At 62.3% G+C, this 20,003-nt stretch carries 15 protein-coding genes and 1 pseudogene; 6 read left to right on the top strand and 10 right to left on the bottom strand.

Features of this window, described 5'->3' with window-relative positions:
- Positions 1-151: 151 nt before the first annotated feature.
- Positions 152-1,063 carry a LysR substrate-binding domain-containing protein gene (locus tag EGJ09_RS16490; protein WP_115273303.1) on the bottom strand — a complete coding sequence of 304 codons (912 nt, stop codon included), beginning with the start codon at positions 1,061-1,063 and terminating at the stop codon, positions 152-154.
- 116 nt (positions 1,064-1,179) lie between these two features.
- Complete coding sequence (locus EGJ09_RS16495; RefSeq protein ID WP_125924378.1) at positions 1,180-2,967, bottom strand: monovalent cation:proton antiporter-2 (CPA2) family protein; 1,788 nt, start codon at positions 2,965-2,967, stop codon at positions 1,180-1,182.
- Positions 2,968-3,454: 487 nt separating this feature from the next.
- On the opposite strand from EGJ09_RS16495, the gene EGJ09_RS16500 reads away from it, so the two are divergent.
- Both EGJ09_RS16500 and EGJ09_RS16505 read left to right on the top strand, forming a co-directional pair.
- A complete protein-coding gene (locus EGJ09_RS16500; RefSeq protein ID WP_039604233.1) occupies positions 3,455-3,724 on the top strand; it encodes a hypothetical protein in 270 nt (89 codons plus the stop codon).
- A gap of 4 nt (positions 3,725-3,728) precedes the next feature.
- A complete protein-coding gene (locus EGJ09_RS16505; RefSeq protein WP_046786901.1) occupies positions 3,729-4,001 on the top strand; it encodes a DUF3077 domain-containing protein in 273 nt (90 codons plus the stop codon).
- Between the two features lie 159 nt (positions 4,002-4,160).
- Here EGJ09_RS16505 and EGJ09_RS16510 read toward each other — a convergent pair whose 3' ends face one another.
- The 4 genes from EGJ09_RS16510 to ycaC all read right to left on the bottom strand — a co-directional run bounded on the left by EGJ09_RS16510 (position 4,161) and on the right by ycaC (position 8,477).
- Positions 4,161-6,002: an amidohydrolase gene (locus tag EGJ09_RS16510; protein ID WP_161872432.1), complete on the bottom strand. Its 1,842-nt coding sequence runs from the start codon at positions 6,000-6,002 to the stop codon at positions 4,161-4,163.
- A gap of 306 nt (positions 6,003-6,308) precedes the next feature.
- Entirely contained in the window at positions 6,309-7,127 is an 819-nt protein-coding gene (locus EGJ09_RS16515) for an alpha/beta fold hydrolase (RefSeq protein WP_039604835.1), read from the bottom strand.
- 38 nt (positions 7,128-7,165) lie between these two features.
- Complete coding sequence (locus EGJ09_RS16520) at positions 7,166-7,732, bottom strand: antibiotic biosynthesis monooxygenase (protein WP_125924380.1); 567 nt, start codon at positions 7,730-7,732, stop codon at positions 7,166-7,168.
- A 115-nt stretch (positions 7,733-7,847) separates the two neighbouring features.
- Positions 7,848-8,477: an isochorismate family cysteine hydrolase YcaC gene (ycaC, locus tag EGJ09_RS16525; protein WP_012312166.1), complete on the bottom strand. Its 630-nt coding sequence runs from the start codon at positions 8,475-8,477 to the stop codon at positions 7,848-7,850.
- Positions 8,478-8,781: 304 nt separating this feature from the next.
- On the opposite strand from ycaC, the gene EGJ09_RS16530 reads away from it, so the two are divergent.
- Together EGJ09_RS16530 and EGJ09_RS16540 are read left to right on the top strand one after the other, a co-directional pair.
- On the top strand, positions 8,782-10,179 hold the full coding sequence (locus EGJ09_RS16530) for a PAAR domain-containing protein (RefSeq protein WP_125924381.1): 1,398 nt from the start codon (positions 8,782-8,784) through the stop codon (positions 10,177-10,179).
- Between the two features lie 525 nt (positions 10,180-10,704).
- Positions 10,705-12,132, top strand: a complete 1,428-nt coding sequence (locus EGJ09_RS16540; RefSeq protein ID WP_125924383.1) for a mechanosensitive ion channel family protein — start codon at positions 10,705-10,707, stop codon at positions 12,130-12,132.
- Positions 12,133-12,290: 158 nt separating this feature from the next.
- Here EGJ09_RS16540 and EGJ09_RS16545 read toward each other — a convergent pair whose 3' ends face one another.
- Both EGJ09_RS16545 and EGJ09_RS16550 read right to left on the bottom strand, forming a co-directional pair.
- The gene (locus EGJ09_RS16545; protein WP_125924384.1) at positions 12,291-13,577 is read right to left on the bottom strand and encodes an FAD-binding oxidoreductase; all 1,287 of its coding nucleotides are present in this window, start codon (positions 13,575-13,577) and stop codon (positions 12,291-12,293) included.
- Positions 13,578-13,718: 141 nt separating this feature from the next.
- Positions 13,719-15,209, bottom strand: coding sequence for an aldehyde dehydrogenase family protein (locus EGJ09_RS16550; RefSeq protein WP_125924385.1), 1,491 nt, complete (start codon positions 15,207-15,209; stop codon positions 13,719-13,721).
- A gap of 135 nt (positions 15,210-15,344) precedes the next feature.
- On the opposite strand from EGJ09_RS16550, the gene EGJ09_RS16555 reads away from it, so the two are divergent.
- Together EGJ09_RS16555 and EGJ09_RS16560 are read left to right on the top strand one after the other, a co-directional pair.
- A complete protein-coding gene (locus EGJ09_RS16555; RefSeq protein WP_125924386.1) occupies positions 15,345-16,235 on the top strand; it encodes a LysR family transcriptional regulator in 891 nt (296 codons plus the stop codon).
- A 191-nt stretch (positions 16,236-16,426) separates the two neighbouring features.
- Positions 16,427-17,821, top strand: coding sequence for a VOC family protein (locus EGJ09_RS16560; protein ID WP_125924387.1), 1,395 nt, complete (start codon positions 16,427-16,429; stop codon positions 17,819-17,821).
- An 87-nt stretch (positions 17,822-17,908) separates the two neighbouring features.
- Here the strand turns inward: EGJ09_RS16560 and EGJ09_RS27040 are convergent, their stop codons facing one another.
- Both EGJ09_RS27040 and EGJ09_RS27045 read right to left on the bottom strand, forming a co-directional pair.
- The gene (locus tag EGJ09_RS27040) at positions 17,909-18,769 is read right to left on the bottom strand and encodes a methyl-accepting chemotaxis protein (RefSeq protein ID WP_371316822.1); all 861 of its coding nucleotides are present in this window, start codon (positions 18,767-18,769) and stop codon (positions 17,909-17,911) included.
- Positions 18,767-19,837: pseudogene (locus tag EGJ09_RS27045) on the bottom strand (Cache 3/Cache 2 fusion domain-containing protein); the annotation flags it as partial. The pseudogene EGJ09_RS27045 and the gene EGJ09_RS27040, both read right to left, overlap by 3 nt.
- Between the last annotated feature and the right edge of the window lie 166 nt (positions 19,838-20,003).

Raw genomic sequence — 20,003 nt, forward strand, 5'->3', positions numbered from 1 at the left:
GACCCGAAAACGTTATCCCTGAGGCATTTCCCCGACAACAGCGATACTTCAGCAGCACTCGTAGGATAATTCCCAAGCAGGTCGATGCTGAAGCATTTGGTTTCAAGTTCAGAAATGTCTTACGGCTAGAGACCCTATCGCTGCGACTGGTCTAGGCCATGTCGCTGAACGCGAATTCCTCTGCCAAGTGATCGATCAGCGACCGCACCGACGGCAGCAACCCACGCCGCGAAGGAAAGATGGCATGCACGATGCCGCAGCGGGGGTGCCACTGCGGCAACAGCTCCACCAAACGGCCTTCGGCCAGGTCTTCGCGCACCGCCACCCGTGGCAAGTGCGCAATACCAACTCCGGCCACCACGAAATGGCGCAGGGCAAACAGGTCATCGGTGACCATGCGCGGTGTGTGCGGGATCACGATGCTGCGGCTCATGTCCTCGCCCTGGAACAGCTCCCACTGGTACTCGCGCTGGGCGCTCCCCCAATGCACGCTGGGCAGCGTCCCGAGCAACTGCGGGTCGAAGCCCTTGGGCAAGTGCTCCAGATACTGCGGGTGCCCCACCAGGCACTGGGTGCTGTTGCTCAGTACTTTCATCACCATGTCGGTGTTTTCCAGCGGCGGGAAGCGCACGCGCAGCGCCACGTCGAAGCCTTCGTGCAGCAGGTCGACGCGGCGGTTGGTGCTCTCGATGAACAGCTCTACCTGCGGATACTTGAGCATGTAGCGGGTGAGCATTGGCCCGACCCAGGAGTTGAGCAGGGTAGTCGGGCAGCTGATGCGCACCAGCCCGCGCGGTTCGCTGCGGTTGCGCTCGATGATTTCTGCCGCGCCCTCGGCCTCTACGCGCATGGCCAGGCAACGGTTGTAGTAGGCCTGGCCGATCTCGGTGAGCGAACAGTGCCGGCTGGTGCGGTGCAGCAGGCGCACGCCCAGGCGGTCCTCAAGGTCGGCGATGCGGCGGCTGAGTTTCGACTTGGGCATGTCCAGCGCCCGCCCGGCCGGGGCGAAGCCGCCGTGCTCGACCACTTGGGTGAAGTAGTAGAGGGAGTTGAGGTCTTCCAATGATCGTTCTCCAGGCGGAACGCTAAGGGCAATTTTCGCAGTCTACCGCTTTTGCCGGAGCGCTAAATCAGTTGCCCTTGAGAACAGGCTGGCCAATCCGGAAATTTGCCTGACGCTCAATCCGCATCCGAATCAAACAACCGCTCCAACTCCACCCGCGCTTCCTTGGCCGTCTGCATCACCTTGGCCCGGTCATCACGCACCTGCCCCTGCGCCTCCAGCACTTCCTCGTCATGCTGGGCGAACCGCTCGATGCGGTCCGCCGCCTGTTCACTGCTCAGCCCCAACCCGACCAGCGCCCGGCGGGTCATTTCCAGGCTCGAATAGAACGTCTCGCGAATCGGCTCTGCGCCCACGTCCACCAGCTTGTGCACATGCTGGCGGTTACGCGCGCGGGCCAGCACTTTAAGGTGAGGGTACAGGCGCTTGACCCGTTCTGCCGTGCGTGTAGTCACTTCCGGGTCGTCGATGGTGATGACGAAATACTCCGCCTCGCCGACCTTGGCTGCATGCAGCACCTCGGGGCGCTGCGGGTCGCCGTAGAACACCGGGGCCTGTTCGAGCATGCGGGTCATCTCGATGGCGTCCACCGAGGTTTCCAGGGCGACGAAGGGGATTTTCTGCGCCCGCAAGATACGCGAGACGATCTGCCCCATGCGGCCCATGCCGACAATCACCACGCGCGGGGCACTGGCATCGATGGCCTTGTATTGCTCGGGTACTTCGCGCGCAGGTTGCGTGCGCTTGAGGGCGCGGGCGCAGCCGAGCATCAGCAGCGGGGTGATGGCCATCGACAGGGTGATGGTCATCAGCAGCAGGTCGTAGGTCTGGGTGTCGAACAGGCCCTGGTCCTTGCCCAGCTTGAACACTACGAAGGCGAACTCACCACCGGTGGCCAGTACCATCCCCAGGCGCAGTGCGCTGGCGCTGTGCAGGCCACCGGCCAGACGGCCGATGCCGAGCAGCAGTACCAGTTTGACCGTCACCAACAACAGTGTCAGGCCCAGCAGCACCAGCGGCATTTCCAGCAGCAGGCTCAGGTTTGCGCCCATGCCGACACTCATGAAAAACAGCCCCAGCAGCAGGCCTTTGAACGGTTCGATCTGCGATTCCAGCTCATGCCGGTATTCCGAGTCGGCCAGCAGCAGGCCCGCGAGGAAGGCGCCCAGGGCCATGGAAATGCCGGCTTCCTCCATCAGCCAGGCGGTGCCGATCACTACCAGCAGCGCGGTGGCGGTGGACACTTCCGGTAGGCCGGTGCGGGCCACGATGCGGAACACCGGGCGCAGTAGGTAGCGCCCGCCTACGACCACCACAGCGATGCTGGCGAAGACGTTCAGGCCATTTTGCAGGCTGTCACCGTGGCTGGTGTCCTGGCCGCTGGCGGCCAGCAGTGGCACCAGGGCAATCAGCGGGATCGCGGCGATGTCCTGGAACAGCAAGATGGCGAATGCCAGGCGGCCATGCGGGGCGTTGAGCTGCTTGCTCTCGGCCAGGCTCTGCAGGCCCAATGCGGTGGACGACAGGGCCAGGCCAAGGCCTACCACGATGGCGGCAGAGAGTGACTGGCCGAAGCCGAACAGGGCGATGGCGCCGATGAGTGCGCCGGTCAGCAGCACCTGTGCAGTACCGACGCCGAACACTGACTTACGCATCAGCCACAGGCGCTTGGGCGACAGTTCCAGGCCTATGATGAACAACAGCAAGACCACGCCCAGTTCGGAAATGTGCGCCACGCTTTCGGTGTCGCGGATCAGGCCCAGGGCCTGTGGGCCGATGGCCACGCCAGCCAGCAGGTAGCCGATAACGGCGCCCAGTTGCAGGCGTTTGGCCAGGGGGACGGCGAGGACGGCGGCGAGCAGGAAGATCACCGCGGTTTGCAGAAGGCTGCCTTCGTGTGGCATTGGCTCGAACTCCATGAGCTGCCGGGGCAGCGTTAGAACAGTGTGGCGGGCAATTCTGAGGATTGCGGATGGTTCAGACAATCTGCCTGCGGCAAGAAACATTGTCCCGATTGATGTGACAGTCCGGGTCGACCTCGTGGCGAGGCTTCCTGCGAAAGGACCAATAGCCGTAAGACATTTCTGAGCCTGAAACCAAATGCTTCAGCATCGACCTTTTGGGAATTATCCTACGAGTGCTGCTGAAGTATCGCTGTTGTCGGGGAAATGCCTCAGGGATAACGTTTTCGGGTCGCTCAGGCGACCGGGTGTGAGAAACCCGACCGATAAAACAGCAGCACCGTAATGGTTGCCGTACGTGGGCGGGCTTCGGCTCGGCCGGGTTTTGCCTTTTTTCCTCGGTTTTCTCACCCCGCGTACGGCTGCCACCCACAATCTGTGGGAAAGATTCGAGTGGTAGTTCCCATTTTGAAAAAAAAGGAATTACACAATGAAGAAGATCGTTCCTGATCCACCCAGCCGTAAACCCGTCACTACCCCATTCTTCACCGTCCAGTCCGACATGTACCCGCCCGACGCCCTGGCCCACGCCAGCGAGCTGTTGCGCGGCGTCATCGAAACCATCGACGAACACTGCCGCGCCCGCGCAGGCGAACCTGGCCTGAACATGCTGAGCAATGCCATGCATGCCAGCGAGATCGCCCATTCGCTGGTCGAGCACGTGCACGCTCGGCTGTTTGGCCAACGGACCGAGGAGTGAAGCCATGGCAGACGAACCCAAGGTCCTGACCACCGTTGGCGTGGCGACCTTCCTCGATGTGGGTAACCCGCCGACTGATCTGCTGCGTGTGCAACCCGGCATTCCCATAGACGATGCCTACGAGCAGGTATCCGTGCTGCTCAGCTACATCAAGCACCTGGTGCGTGAAGGCGACATGGAGGATGACCACAAGCTGCTGGCAGCAGCCGACTATCTGAGCCTGTTGGCCAAAGCGCTGATGGACGATATCGAGATCGCCAAGAACAGGCAGCGTTGATACCCGTCAGGTAAGCGATTGGAGGCCGCTTTGCGGCTCATCGCCGGCAAGCCAGCTCCTACAGGCCCTGTGGGAGTCGGCTTGCCGGCGATGGGCTGCGTAGCAGCCATGATAACTAACTGACTGGCATTACCGCAGAGCGCACTTTCTTACATCAGCTCAAAACGCAAAGCACGAACACCCCAAGGCTCCCCAGAAGCCCTGGAAGTCATTCACCGGCACACTCGAATGCCGCGCCTTTTCATGGCTGTGCGCATGCACCCCGCAAGGCCCGCTGCACTGGTGCACCGTTGCAGCCAGTGATGGCGTACCCACGCGCCAGTGCCCCGGCACCTTGGCCACCGGCGACCACTCCGGCAGCACCGGCACCTGTGGCGGGCCGAGCCTGTCGAATTCGCCAGCGCCGTACACCACCTTGCCGTCGACGATAGTCAGTACCGACTCGATGCCCTTGATCGCCTCTTCATCAACGCTGAAGAAATCCAGCGACAGGGCCGCCAGGTCCGCCAGCTGGCCAACCTTGATCTGGCCTTTCTTGCCCTGCTCGCTGGAGAACCAGGCGCTGCCCTGGGTGAACAATTGCAGTGCGGTGTCGCGGCTCAGGCCTTCCGGGTACAGCTCCATACCGCCTACGGTCTTGCCGCTGACCAACCAGTACAGCGAAGTCCACGGGTTGTAGCTGGAGACCCGGGTGGCGTCGGTACCGGCGCCCACAGGCACACCCATTTCGAGCATGCGCTTGATCGGCGGGGTCTGCTCGGCGGCCTTCGCACCATAGCGATCGACGAAGTACTCACCCTGGAAGGCCATACGGTCCTGGATGGCAATACCACCGCCCAACGCACGCACGCGCTCGATGTTCTGCGGGGTAATGGTCTCGGCGTGGTCGAAGAACCATGGCAGCCCGTTGAAAGGGATGTCGCGGTTGACCTTCTCGAACACGTCGAGCATGCGCGTGATCGATTCGTTGTACGTAGCGTGCAGGCGGAACGGCCAGCGCTGCTCGACCAGGTGGCGCACCACCGGCTCCAGCTCTTCTTCCATGGTTTGCGGCAGGTCCGGCCGCGGTTCGAGGAAGTCCTCGAAGTCGGCTGCGGAGAACACCAGCATCTCACCGGCGCCGTTATGGCGCAGGAAGTCGGTGCCGCTGTGCAGCTTGACGCTGGAGGTCCACTTCCTGAAGTCGTCCAGCTCTTCCTTGGGCTTTTGGGTGAACAGGTTGTAGGCGATGCGCACGGTCAGCTGGTTATTGTCGGCCAGCTCCTGAATCACCGAGTAGTCGTCAGGGAAGTTCTGGTAGCCGCCACCTGCGTCAATGGCGCTGGTCAGGCCCAGGCGGTTGAGCTCACGCATGAACTGGCGGGTCGAGTTGACCTGGTATTCCAGCGGCAGCTTCGGCCCTTTGGCCAAGGTTGCGTAAAGGATCATCGCGTTGGGGCGGGCGATGAGCATGCCGGTCGGGTTGCCGAACTTGTCGCGCTGAATTTCACCGCCCGGCGGGTTTGGCGTGTCCTTGCTGTAGCCCACGGCCTTGAGCGCGGCGCGGTTGAGCAGTGCGCGGTCGTACAGGTGCAGCAGGAACACCGGGGTATCGGGCGCAGCCTGGTTGATTTCTTCCAGGGTGGGCATGCGTTTTTCGGCGAACTGGAATTCGTTCCAGCCACCGACCACGCGCACCCATTGCGGGGTTGGCGTACGCGCCGCCTGGTCCTTGAGCATGCGCAGGGCATCGGCCACCGACGGTACACCTTCCCAGCGCAGTTCAAGGTTGTAGTTCAGGCCGCCGCGGATCAGGTGCAGGTGCGAGTCGTTCAGGCCCGGGATAACCGTGCGCTGCTTCAGGTCGATGATCTGCGTGGCCGCACCCTTGTGGGCCATGGCCTCGGCGTCGTTGCCCACGGCAATGAAGCGGCCATCCTTGATGGCGACGGCGGTGGCTGTGGGCTTTTCACGGTCGACTGTATGCAGCTTGCCGTTGAACAGGATCAGGTCGGCGGTCATGGAACCTCCTTGGATGGATGCGTGGGCGGAGCCGGCGGCGCCGGTGAAGGGCAATGCGGACCAGAGCGCGCCGGCGGCACCGAGCACGGTACTGGTGGCGAGGAACTGGCGACGGGTCTTGTCGTTGGGGTCCTGGGACATCTTCTTCTCCGTCTGGGTGCGGCGGTGGCTGAAGCAACTGCGGAGCATGCCGGTTCAAGCCTGGCCAGGGATTGCAGGGGTGTGCGGTGAGTTGATGAAGGTTAGCCCTGTTCACATTTTGTGCTGCCGGGGCCGGCGATGGGCCGCAACGCGGCCCCCGCTTATTCAGCGGCTCAGGAACGCCAACAGGTCTTCATTGAGCTGCTGCGCATGGGTCACTGCAAACCCGTGCGGCGCCCCGCTGTACACCTTCAGCTCAGCCCCGCGAATCAACTCCGCAGCCCGCTTTCCGGTGGTCTCGAACGGTACGATCTGATCGTCGTCACCGTGGATCACCAAGGTCGGCACATCGATCTTGGCCATGTCCGGGCGAAAGTCGGTCTCGGAGAACGCACTCACACAATCCAGCGTGCCCTTTATCGAAGCCATCAGGGCAATGTTCAGGGTCTGCGTCTGCACACCCTGAGACACCTGCTGCCCATGGTTCAGCCCATAGAACGGCGTGGCGAAATCGGCGATGAACTGCGCACGATCCGCCCGCAGTCCAGCCTTGATGCCGTCAAATACCGAGGTATCGACACCGTCCGGGTTGTCGTCACGCTTGCCGAACACCGGCGTCACCGCGCCCAGCAGCACCAAGCCGGCAACGCGTTCGCTGCCGTGGCGGGCAATGTAGCGGCTGACGTCGCCGCCACCCATGGAGAAGCCCACCAGGGTCACGTCGCGCAGGTCGAGGTGCTCGATCAGCTGGGCGATGTCGTCAGCGAACGTGTCGTAGTCATAACCGTTCCACGGCTGGCTCGAACGGCCGAAACCACGACGGTCGAAGGCAATGGCGCGGTAGCCGCGGCTAGCCAGGTACTCCATCTGCGAGTCCCACATGTCGGCATCCAACGGCCAGCCATGGCTGAACAACACGGGCTTGCCGGTGCCCCAGTCCTTGTAATAGATCGAAGTGCCATCGCGGGTAACGAGCGTAGTCATGTCGGTATCTCCTTGAAAGTGTCGAGGTCAAAAATTGATCAGCTGCGCAGCCAGTTGGCGCAGCGACGGGTTACCCACGGCATGATGAAAAACACCACGGGCAGGATGACGAACAGGTTGACGATCAGGTTGCCGGTGATCACCCCGCCCAGTTGTGGGAAGCGTGCGAAAAACGGCGCCAGCAGTTGCGGGATGATCATGGTCATCGGGCAGATCACCAGGTAGGTCAGCAGCGCCTGCTTCCAGCGCGGCGGTTGCGCGGAGGTAGTGCTGGGCGGTGTGAACCAGAACTCCGGGTCTTCGTGCACCTGGGTGTGGTCGCCGCCTTCGAGCAGCGGCAGTACTTCGTTGACCAGCGTCTGGCGCTCGCTGGAGTTGACCCAGGCCTGCAGCAGGCTGGCCTCTGCGAAGCGCACCACGGTGGTGAAGTGCAGCCCGCCGTCGTCCGGGCGGATCACATTGACATCCAGGTGCCCCGGCTGCCGCCGTGCGGTGCTGACCGTACGCTTGAGCCAAGCCTCGTAGCTGGCCAGCGCCTGGGCGCGGACCTTGTGCTGGATGACCAGGGTCACCACGTTGCGGTTGTCTTGGAGTGCGGTGTTCATCGGCGTTCCTTGGGATGAGCTTGCCCGCATCCACTGTGCAACAACGGACGGGCGCAGGATTGGATGGGTGTGCTGCCCTGCGCGGGCACCGCTGTCGGTGCCCGGGGCGGTCGGCTTACTTGCCGGCGTTGAAGGCGTTGTAACTGGTCATCAGGTTGCGGTAATCCGGAATGTGGTTGGAGCACAGCGCCGCCAGGCCTTCAACGTCGTTGCGCCAGTCGCGGTGCAGCTCACATGCCACGCCGAACCAGGTCATCAGTTGTGCGCCAGCCTGGCTCATGCGGTCGTGGGCGGCGTCGCGGGTCATGGCATTGAAGGTGCCGGAGGCATCGGTCACCACGAACACCTCGAACTCTTCTTCCAGTGCCGACAGCGCCGGGAACGCCACACACACCTCGGTCACTACACCGGCGATGATCAGCTGCTTCTTGCCGGTGGCCTTCACTGCCTTGACGAAGTCTTCGTTGTCCCAGGCGTTGATCTGGCCAGGGCGGGCGATGTATGGGGCGTCCGGGAACAGTGCTTTGAGTTCTGGTACCAGCGGGCCGTTAGGGCCTTGTTCGAAGCTGGTGGTGAGGATGGTCGGCAGGTTGAAGAACTTGGCCAGGTCAGCCAGGGCCAGCACGTTGTTCTTGAACGCATCCGGCTCGATGTCACGGACCAGGGACAGCAGGCCAGCCTGGTGGTCGACCAGCAGAACAGCGGCGTCGTCTTTGTTCAGGCGGTTGTATTTGAAGTTGGTCATGGTCGTGCTCCTAAGGGTTTTGATGTTCAGTAAGTTGGGTGTTTCGCGTTGATGGGAGAAGATTAAAACCATCACCTTTGGAGCGGTAGATAGTGATTTTTGGCTATAGCGTTCTATTTTGTGAACGATGATCTAGCCTTGGATTTGCCGGCACATTGAAGACGGGCAAGCTCTCGCAGGACTCCCCGAGAGCAGAAGGCGGAGAGTTTTCTCTAGTCTGCGTAGGACGTTTCCCAAAGCATCTTCAAGTGACCTCTAGGCCTATTGCGGGGTGCTAGCTTCCAGGTTTGCCTAGGACCTGGATATGAGTCGCATCAAGATGAATGGCAGAGGCCAAGCACTGGAGGGTGATCGCACCACGACGGGCGCTACCTGCCTTGCCAGCATCGGCAGCTTCCGCGTTGGTGGTCGCCGGGTACTGCGCGAAGGCGACGTGACTACCCCTTGTCCGGCCTGCGACAAGAGCGGCACCATCGTGGAAGGGATGCCAGGGTTCGTGGTTGCTGGCCGGCTGGCCGCAATGGATGGAGCTCGAGTAGCCTGCGGTTGTCCGGATGGATGCCGGGTAATCGCGCCCTTGGGGGATTCCTCCCCGTCCAAGCCAACATCCGTGGCCAGGTCTGCTGAAGCAAGCCCAACACCACATGAAGCGGATTCACTGCCTACTCGCTTCAGACGAAATGTTGCAAGCTCCCCGGTGGATACCTTAGAGCCAGGTTTCTTCATCGTCCCGCGCTGCATGACCTACCAGGAAATCCTGGTTGAACTCGGCGCTCCACAGGCCAATCTGCCGCGCTCCAACCTGGAGCGCCTGAATCCTACCTATCAACAGGGTTTCAAAGCGGGCGAACTATTCATCATTGGCGACGGCCTCAGCCGACCGGTCTGTACGCGCGAAGAGCTGCATGCGATGAGCGCGGCGAAACAGGCGCGGGAGGCGTTGGCAAGCCTGACGCCGGAAGAGGCGGATTTCATGGTGCGGCATCAGGCTGAAATTGCAGGATGGCTCAGTGAAGTGAGCCTCTCAGTCGGAGTGAGCGAAGCGATGATGGCAAAGTCGGTGAGTGACATAAACCACATCTTGCGAAAGATCGAAGAGTTGCATCAGCAACAATTTGCCAAGCACGGGCACCTGCGCAGTCGTGAGTTTTTCGCTGAACGTATGAAACTCCTCAAGCAATTAGATACGACCCTGAAAGCGACTGTTCTGAATAAGCGCCTGAACCTTGGCAACTATGAAAGACTGCGTCGGGACTTGGGCATCTCATCAAAAAGCCTGGTTCATCATTGGAGCAAAGCAGGGATACCTGGCCAGATCCCCGGATATTCAACACACCTGGATAAATTGGCAAGCATTTCCAAGTATTTGAAGGCAGGGGGACATATAGGCGTTGCTATTGGAGGTGTTGGCTCGATAGTGAAAATATCTGATGTATGCCGAGCGGGCGATGCCAGGGCCTGCGAAAAAGTCAAAGTCACTGAGGCAGGGAATTTTTCCAGCGGTTTAGCCGGGGGCTGGGTTGGAGGCCAGGCGGGAATTAGAGCTGCTTTAAAAGTTTGCTGGAGAGTCGGACATCCTAAAGGCGTATTCATATGCGGCATAGCCATGACCGGAGCTGGAGCTTACTACGGCAGCACTAAAGGGATGAAGTATGGCGAGGAACTTGCGGACCTGATCTTCGAGACTTTCCACGATGACTGAGACACTCGACGTCAACGTTAGGCTCTTTTTACTGGCAGCTCCATTCTGTCTTGGCTTGATCGGGCTCTCATTAGACCTCTATATTGCTTGCAGCCGGGACTTCAAAGTAATGACTTCAGCACTTCAAAGGAGTGATTGTCTACCCTTTGCGAAAGGCCTATGTGGACAGCAAGGCTTAAAATCCAGAGTTCTCATCGTCTCCGCGATATCGAGCGAACTCATGTTCCCTAACGCCAGGATTCGCCGAGGATCACTGGATGCTCAGGACTATCTAGAGTTCCCCAAAGGCCTGAGAACAAGGATGGTAATCGCCGCTTGGTTTAATATAGTTGGCTTCACTTGGCTGATTGTAAATGGCTTCATCCTATAACCTGTATAAATCGGGAGTGAAAAACATCGAGAACAAGGCAAGCCGTTGTCGAGACCGGTCAACGGCCTGGCACTTCGAATCGAGATCGCCCCATTGCCTGCCACCTCAACCTGCTCTATTACTACGCACAACTCTCCTCCCCCCCCGAGACCTCCATGCTGGCGTTCATCCAGTCGTCCCCGTTGTTGCTCGGCACAATCCTGATCCTGCTCGACCTCGTGCTCTGGCAACTGATCCCCCCACAGCGCCGGGCCTTGCGCATCGGCACGCGGTTGTTGACGTTCGTGCTGTTCAGCTGGGTACTGGTGGCCGCCGGCATGAGCCCGCTGCAGCCCCCACCCTGGGTCGACGATGTGTCGCGCAACCTGATGGCCACGGTGCTGGCGATCGGCTGGTGGCTGTTTGGCGCGCGTACGGTGACGGTGGTGTTCGGCCTGCTGCTAGTGGCGCGCGGCAGCCATGGCGGGCGGTTGCTGCAGGATGTGCTGGGGGCGTTGATCTTCCTCGCGGCCGTGGTGGCCGCTGCGGGCTATGTGATGCAGCTGCCGGTGAAGGGCCTGTTGGCCACCTCCGGGGTCATGGCCATCGTCATCGGCCTGGCGCTGCAAAGCACCTTGGCCGACGTGTTCAGTGGCATCGTGTTGAATACCACGCGGCCCTACCAGATCGGCGACTCGATCTCCATCGACGGTACCGAAGGCAAGGTGCTGGACATCGACTGGCGAGCAACGCGCCTGCTCACGGGCTCAGGCAGCCTGGCGGTGATCCCCAACTCGGTGGCGGCCAAGGCCAAGTTGCTCAACCACAGCCGCCCGGCCGATGTGCATGGGGTGTCGGTCAGTGTGGTGGTGCCGGCCAAAGTGCGGCCTAAACGGGTGTTCGATGCGCTGGAAAAGGCGTTGCAGGGCACCAGCGCCATTCTTGCCTCACCCAAGCCGAAGGTCACGGTGAAGGCCTCCACGCTGGAGTCGGTGGAGTACGAAGCCAGCGGCTTTGTCGCCGACATGGGTGGCAAGACCGAGGCGCGCAACCAGCTGTTCGACCTGGCACATCGGCACCTGGAGGCCAGTGGCGTGATGTGGAACGTTGACCTGGCCATGCCGCCGCGCAGCCGTCAGCGTGAAGTGCTGGACGAGGTACGGGTGTTCCGTTCGCTGACTGACGAGGAGCGCGATGCCTTGAGCCAGCGCATGACTGCCGTCGAGTACCTGGCAGACCAAGTGATTCTGGGCGTTGGCGAGCATTCCGATCATTTGCTGGTGATCGGTAGCGGGGTGGTTTCGGCGGCGATACGCGATGGCGACAAATTGCTGGAAGCCGGGCGCATGGGGCCAGGGGAAGTGCTGGGGATCGAGGGCATCATCGATGAGGATGACTCGTTTGCCGAATTCCGTACCCTGACCAGCTGCGTGCTGTATCGCATCGAAAAGGAGCAGGTGCGTACCTGCCTGGTACAGCGCGGCGAGGTGCAGACGGCGTTGACCAAATTACAGCGGTTCCGGCGGCAGAGCCGGGAGTCTTTGTTGCTGCAGAAGCCGACCCTGATCAAGAAAGGTGGCTTCCTCAGCTGGTTGCACAGATAAACTGATTTCCCGCACGGCCTTATTTGTAGGAGCGGCCTTGCGTCGCGAAAGGGCTGCATAGCAGCCCGGGCAATTACTGCAGCGCCGCTGAATACCTGGGGCCGCTGCGCGCCCCTTTCGCGACGCAAGGCCGCTCCAGTCAGTGTCGTGGGACAACCTTACAGCACTACCCGCAAACACTGCCCCGCGTGGTACAGGGAGAACCCGGACTCGTAGAACGCCGTGCGCAACGACGGCGCACTCACCCCGGTCATCGGCGAGAACCGGATCGGCAGGCTGTCCGCCTCACCCTTGAGCAGAAACTCGGCGAACGCCCGACCAATCACGGTGCCCGTGGTATTGCCCCGCCCGTTGTAGCCCGTCACCGCGACCAACCCGGGCGCCGGCTCGAACAGGCGCATCAGGTGGTCGGGGGTGAAGTCGATGCAGCCGGTCCAGTGCATCTCCCACTCGACCTTGCCCAGCTCCGGGTAGTAATGGCTCTGGATACGGTCAGCCCAACTGCGCACGAACCACGCAGGCTTGTTGTCGACCCGTCCAAGGCTGCCGAGCAGCAGACGGCCTCGATCATCGCGGCGGATGCTGCTGAGCACCGTGCGGGTGTCCCACGAGCCCTGACCATGGGGCAGGACCTTGTCGGCTGCAGCGCCGTGCAGCGGTTTGGAGGCCACCTGATAGTAGTAACCGCGGAAAAACTGCTTTTGCAGGTTGCTCCAGTCGCCCTCGGTGTACGCGCCGGTGGAGATCACGACCTTGTCGGCGCGCACCGAACCGCGTGCAGTCTTGACCCGCCAGGCATCGCCGTCGCGCTCCAGGCCTTCGACGGCCGATTGCTGGAACAGTTTGCCACCCAGGCGCGCAACCGCAGCGGCCAGGCCCTGTGTGTAACCCATGGGGTTGATGGTGCCGGCGCGGCGGTCTAGCAGCGCGGCGGAAATCTTGTCGGTGCCGCAGTATTCCTGGCACTGGGCGCCGGTCAGCAACTCCACATCGGCACCGCGGCGGCGCCACTGTTCATGGCGTGCTTCGAGGTCAGCGATGCCTGTGGCGTTGTGCGCCATGTGCAGGGTGCCTTTGTGCTGTGCCTGGCAGTCGATGCCAAGGCGCTCGATCATGGCGAACACTTCGCCAGGGGCCTCACCGAGCACTTTGTTCAGGCGGCTGCCCTGCTTCTGGCCTAGAGTCGCCTCGACATCGTCTGGGCGGATCCAGGTGCCGGCATTGACCAAGCCAACGTTGCGCCCGGAGCCGCCGTGGCCGATCTTCCAGGCCTCCAGCAGGATCACCGACTTGCCCTGTTCGAGCAGGTGGATGGCCGCCGACAGGCCGGTAATGCCGCCGCCGATGACGCAGACGTCGGCCTTGTGCTCACCGGCCAGGGCCTGGGCGGCGACGGTCGGTTGGCTGACGTGTTCCCACAAGCATTGTTGACGCAGTTCGGACATGGCCGGCTCCAGCGATATTGTTCTTGTTGGGGCTGCTGCGCAGCCCTGTCGCCGGCAAGCCAGCTCCCACAAGGATCGCACCGAACCCTGTGGGAGCCGGCTTGCCGGCGAAACGGGGGCAAAGCCCCCGGCCATGCAGCATCAGTCGAACACGATACCCTGCGCCAGCGGCAGCTCACGCGAGTAGTTCACGGTGTTGGTCTGGCGACGCATGTAGCCTTTCCAGGCATCGGAACCCGACTCACGACCACCGCCGGTTTCCTTCTCGCCACCGAATGCACCGCCGATCTCGGCACCGCTGGTGCCGATGTTGACGTTGGCGATGCCGCAGTCGCTGCCCGAGGCGCTCTGGAAGCGCTCGGCCTCACGGATGTCAGTAGTGAAGATGCACGACGACAGGCCTTGTGGCACTTCGTTGTTCAGGCGCAGGGCCTCTTCGAAGTCATCGTAGGCCAGCACGTAGAGGATCGGCGCGAAGGTTTCATGGCGCACCACATCGCTCTGCGCGGGCATCTCGGCGATGGCCGGCGAAACGTAATAGGCGTTCGGGAACTGGTCGGCCAGCTGACGCTCGCCACCGAATACCTGGCCACCCTCGTCGCGGGCCTTGGCCAGCGCGCCCTGCATGGCATCGAACGACAGCTTGTCGATCAGCGGGCCCACCAGGTTGTCTTTACGTGGGTCACCGATGCGCACTTTGCCGTAAGCCGCTTTGATGCGGGCAACCACTTCGTCCTTGATCGAGCGGTGCACGATGAGCCGGCGCAGGGTGGTGCAGCGCTGGCCGGCGGTGCCCACAGCGGAGAACAAGATGCCACGCACGGCCAGGTCCAGGTCGGCGCTCGGCGCCAGGATCATTGCGTTATTGCCGCCCAGTTCCAGGATGCTGCGGCCGAAACGGGCAGCAACGCGCGGGCCGACTTCACGGCCCATGCGGGTGCTGCCAGTAGCGCTGACCAGCGGCACGCGCGGGTCATCCACCAGGGCTTCGCCGGCTTCGCGGCCACCGATGACCAGCTGTGCCAGGCCAGCCGGGGCATCGCCAAAGGCTTTCAGGGCTTTTTCGAACAGCGCCTGGCATGCCAGGGCGGTCAGCGGGGTCTTCTCGGAAGGCTTCCACACCACCGAGTTACCGGCCACCAGGGCCAGCGCGGTGTTCCAGGCCCATACGGCCACCGGGAAGTTGAAAGCGCTGATCACGCCGACCACGCCTAGCGGGTGCCAGCTTTCACGCATGTGGTGGCCAGGGCGCTCGGACGCGATGGTCAGGCCGTACAGCTGACGGGACAGGCCAACGGCGAAATCGCAGATGTCGATCATTTCCTGGACTTCACCCAGGCCTTCCTGAGTGATCTTGCCGGCTTCGATCGAGACCAGTTCGCCCAGGTCGGCCTTGTGTTCACGCAGCACTTCACCGAACAGGCGCACCAGTTCGCCACGGCGCGGGGCCGGCACGCTGCGCCAGGCTTCGAAGGCACTCTGCGCCTGGCCGATGCGGGCGGTGGTCTCGGCCTTGCCAAGCAGTTTCACCGAGGCGATCTGGCTACCGTCGATCGGGGTGTGAACAGGGTAGTCGCCCTGGGTGTAAGCCGTGGCGGCAACGCCAAGGCGCTCGAGCAATCCAGCAACCATTGTGCTTCTCCTACATCGGGTGATGGGGTGGAAAAATGATGTGGATCAGTATTAATCCGATCACACCAGCGCAACAAACGACCTTTATTCCGCATATCATTCCGTCAGGTAATGATTTGAGCCGCAGAGACCGCTATGTCCAAACGCCTGGTGCCTTCCATGACCGCCCTGCAGTGCTTCGAAGCTGCAGCCCGCCACCTGAGCTTTACCCGCGCCGCCGAAGAGCTGCACCTGACCCAGAGCGCGGTCAGCAAGCAGGTCGCACAGCTCGAAGAGATGCTGCGCCACCACCTGTTCCTGCGTATCCGCCGGCGCCTGCAATTGACCCCCGCCGGCAGCCTGTACCTGGCCGAGGTCAACAAGATCCTCACGCAGGTGGACATGTCCAGCCGCTACGTTCTGACCTATGGCGAGCAGACCGAGATATTGAAGGTAGCCACTCAACCGAGTTTTGGCGTGCGCTGGTTGATCCCGCACCTCAAAGGCTTTGGCAAGCGCCACACGAATATCCACCTGGACATCCGTAACGAGATGGAGCCGTTTGCCTTGCTGCAGGGCTCGGCGGATGTGGTGTTTTTCTATGGGCAAGGCACCTGGCCGGGGGCGACCTGCGTGGAGCTGTTCCGTGAGGAAGTGGTGCCGGTGTGTGCGCCGGAGCTGCTGGCCGGGCGCACGCTGGGCGATGCTGCAGAACTGGCCGACCTGGTGCTGCTGCAAAGCACCTCGCGGCCGGAGGCCTGGCATGAGTTGTTCCTGGAGCTGGGTTTGCAGAGCGTCAGCGCCTATCACGGGCCGCGCTTCGATACGTTCTATATGGCGTTGAGCGCAGCGCAGTCCGGGTGCGGGGTGGCGCTGGTGCCGCGCTATCTGGCGGCGAAAGAGTTAAGCGAGGGTAGCCTGGTCATTCCTTGGAATCATGCGATGAACAGTGCCGGGGCGCATTACTTGGCGTATGCCGAACATGCGGCGGAGGTGCCCAAGGTGCGGGCATTGGTGGAATGGATTCATGAGCAGCTTCAGGCTTGAGATTGCCGGGGCCGCTTTGCGGCCCATTCGCGACACAAGGCAGCTCCTACAAACAGCAGGAGCGGCCTTGTGTCGCGAACGGCCCTGAAGGTCGATCAAAAAAGGAATGACACACCCACTTTTTTTCGCTTGTGGCCATAGTGCATTCCCAGCTTTCATGTAAGCGTCCGAACCCAACCAGGAAGCTAGCGATGCCCGCCCACGATTTCGTCAGCCCCGACAGCATCCGCGCGCAGTTCTCTGCCGCCATGTCGCTCATGTACAAACAGGAAGTGCCGCTGTACGGCACGCTGCTGGAGCTGGTGAGCGAAATCAACCAGCAGGTCATGGCCCAGCAGCCAGAGGTGGCCCAGGCCCTGCGCTGGACCGGCGAGGTCGAGCGCCTGGACCAGGAGCGCCACGGCGCCATACGCGTCGGCACAGCACAAGAGCTGGCCACCATCGCCCGGTTGTTCGCGGTCATGGGCATGCAACCGGTCGGGTATTACGACCTCAGCAGCGCCGGCGTGCCTGTGCACTCCACTGCGTTTCGCGCCGTGCACGAACAGGCACTGCACATCAGCCCGTTCCGCGTATTCACCTCACTGCTGCGCCTGGAACTGATCGACAATCCCGCACTGCGTGAGTTGGCACAGACCCTCCTGGCCAAGCGCAAGATCTTCACCGCCCGCGCCCTTGAGCTGATCGCCCAGTGCGAGCGCGATGGCGGCCTGAACGCGGCCGACGCCGAAGCGTTCGTGCAGCAAGCCCTGCATACCTTCCGCTGGCACAAGGATGCAACGGTCACCGCCGAGCAATACCAGCAGTTGCACGACCAGCACCGCCTGATCGCTGACGTGGTGGCGTTCAAGGGGCCGCACATCAATCACCTGACCCCGCGCACCCTGGACATCGATGCGATCCAGTTGGGCATGCCGGCCAAGGGTATCCCGCCCAAAGCCGTTGTCGAAGGCCCGCCCACTCGCCGCCACCCGATCCTGCTGCGCCAGACCAGCTTCAAGGCACTGCAGGAGAAGGTTGCGTTCAGTGACCAACACGGTAGCGAAGGCAGCCACACCGCACGTTTCGGCGAGATCGAGCAGCGCGGCGCGGCACTCACGCCCAAAGGCCGGCAGCTGTATGACAAGCTGCTCGACGCTACCCGTGCAGCCTTGGGCGGTGCACCGGCCGAGGCCAATGCCGAGCGCTACATGGCACTGCTAAAAGAGCAGTTTGCCGAGTTCCCGGATGACCTGGCGCAGATGCGTGAGCAAGGGCTGGCGTACTTCCGCTATTTCGCGACCGAAAAGGGCCTGGCTGCACGCGAGCAGGCTGATCGCCCGACCACTTTGGAGGGTTTGATCGAGGCGGGCCATGTGCACTTCGAGGCGCTGGTCTACGAGGACTTCTTGCCGGTGAGTGCGGCGGGGATCTTCCAGTCCAACCTGGGTGACGATGCCCAGGCGGAGTATGGCAGCAACGCCAACCGCGAGGCCTTCGAGGCGGCGTTGGGGCTGCAGGTGCAGGATGAGCTGGCGTTGTATGCGCAGAGTGAGCAGCGCTCGTTGCAGGCTTGTGCGCAGGCGTTGAACCTGGCGTTGGGGTAAGGGTCAGGATTGTTGGGGGCGCCTTGCGCCCCCTTCGCGACACGAGGCCGCTCCTACCGGGGGGGTGTAGCAGCGGCCCCTGGGGTTTTAACGAAACCGATCGACTTCCTGGCGCAACTGCGCCGCCAGCCCTTCCAGCTCCTTTGCGGTAAAGGCCAGCTCATTGGCCACGTCACGCTGTTCGCTGTTGGCCTGGGCAATGCTCTGCAGGTTGCGGCTGAGCACGGTTGCGGTGCTGCTTTGTTCCTGGGTGGCAGTGCTGATCACGGTAAACTGCTCACCCGCGACGCGGCTTTGCTCGTCAATACGCGCCAGCGCCTCGGCCACCTTGTCGTTGCGTGCCAGGCCTTCCTGCATCAACTGATTGCCCTGCTCCAGGGTGCTGATGGCATGGCCGGTCTGCTGCTGGATACTGGCGATCATCACGGAGATTTCATCGGTCGCCTGACGCGTACGGGCTGCCAGGCCACGTACCTCGTCAGCCACCACGGCAAATCCACGGCCCTGCTCCCCTGCGCGCGCCGCTTCGATGGCCGCGTTGAGCGCCAGCAGGTTGGTCTGTTCGGCAATGGCGGTAATCACCCCGACAATGCCGCCGATTTCCTGGGAGCGTGCACCCAGTGTGTCCATCACGGTTGCAGTGCCACCCAGTGCCTCGGCGATCTGGCGCAACGAACTCGACGCTTCATCCATCGCGCTACGGCCAATACGGGTCTGCTGGGCATTGTCACGGGCCATGCGCTCGGTGCCCGCCATGTTGTCAGCGATGTTCATCGAGGTGGCGCTGAACTCCTCTACCGCACCGGCCATGCTGGTGATTTCGCCGGACTGCTGGTCCATGCCTTCGCAGGCACCGGCCGACAGGCCAGACAGCGAGCGGGCGCGGCCGCTGACCTGCTCGGAGGCCCCGCGAATGTGTTCGACCATGGTCGCCAAGGCTTCGCCCATTTTGTTGAAGCTGCGTGCCAGCTGGCCGATCTCGTCATGGCTGGTCACGGCCAGGCGGGCGCTCAGGTCGCCTGCGCCCAGCGCCTCGGCCTGGCGCACCAGGTCATCCAGCGGGCGCAACTTGCGGCGCAGCAGCCACAGCGTGGCGGCCACTGCCAGCAACATCGCCAGCAAACTGCCGATGGCCAGGCGCAAGCCAACATCCCAGGTCACCGCGCGGATTTCTTCCAAGGGCATGCTGGCGACTACCGTCCAGGGGCCTTCGGCAAAGGGCGCAGAAGCGCTGTACAGAGGCTGGTCGGCATTGGCCGGGGGCACCAGCCATTTGCCCTGCTCGTCGCGCAATGCCAGCGAGCCGGTATCGCCAATACGGAAGCGCTTGAGGTTGGCGAACTGCGCGTTTTGCGCGTCGGTATAGTCGAAGCCAACGAACAGCACCGCGATCACCCGGCCGCTGCCATCGGTCACCGGCACATAGCGGGTCATGTAATTGCGCTCGAACAGCAGGGCACGGCCGACGTAGGTCTGCCCAGCCATCAGTTTCGCGTAGGCCGGGTGCTGGCGGTCGAGCTGGGTGCCGATGGCCCGGCTGCCATCCTGCTTTTTCAGGTTGGTGCTGATGCGTACAAAGTCGTCGCCGCTGCGTACGAACAGGGTCGCTACACCTGCGGTCATCTGCTGAAATTCATCGACCTGCTGGAAGTCGTTGTTGAGCAGGTGATCACCCAGGTACAGCGCCGGCGTGGCCTGGCCGGCCACCTGCACGGTTTCTCCGGCATGCAGCGACAGCCCCGAAACGAAGCGGCGCTCGAACAGGCCGCTCAGGCGCTGGGTGTTGTCCTTGAGCGAACCGTGGAAGGTTTCAAGCTGATCGGCCAACAGTCGCGCTTCACTGGCCAGGTGTTCCTGGCGAGTGGTGAGGTTGGCGTCGTCCAGGGAACGCAGGGCGAACAGAGTACTGCCGGTGATCACCAGCGCCAGCACGATGGCGAGGGCGATACCAAGCTGCGAGGCGATTCGGGCACGCGGTTGAGACATGGGAAGCTCCTGGCAGGCGGCCCGGATCATCCTGATCACCCCGACCGACCGCTGTTGTCAACGGAGAATCGCGCCCTCTTCCGGGACGCTGGTGCAACTAGATCGGCGTCGCTGGCAAATACTTGAGTGTCGGACCCGGATATTCGCAAACGTTTTCTTCGTCTGCACCGCCCCACCTGTAGGAGCCGGCTTGCCG

This window comes from Pseudomonas sp. p106 (assembly GCF_003936645.1).
In the GTDB taxonomy this organism is placed as follows: Bacteria; Pseudomonadota; Gammaproteobacteria; order Pseudomonadales; family Pseudomonadaceae; genus Aquipseudomonas; species Aquipseudomonas putida_E.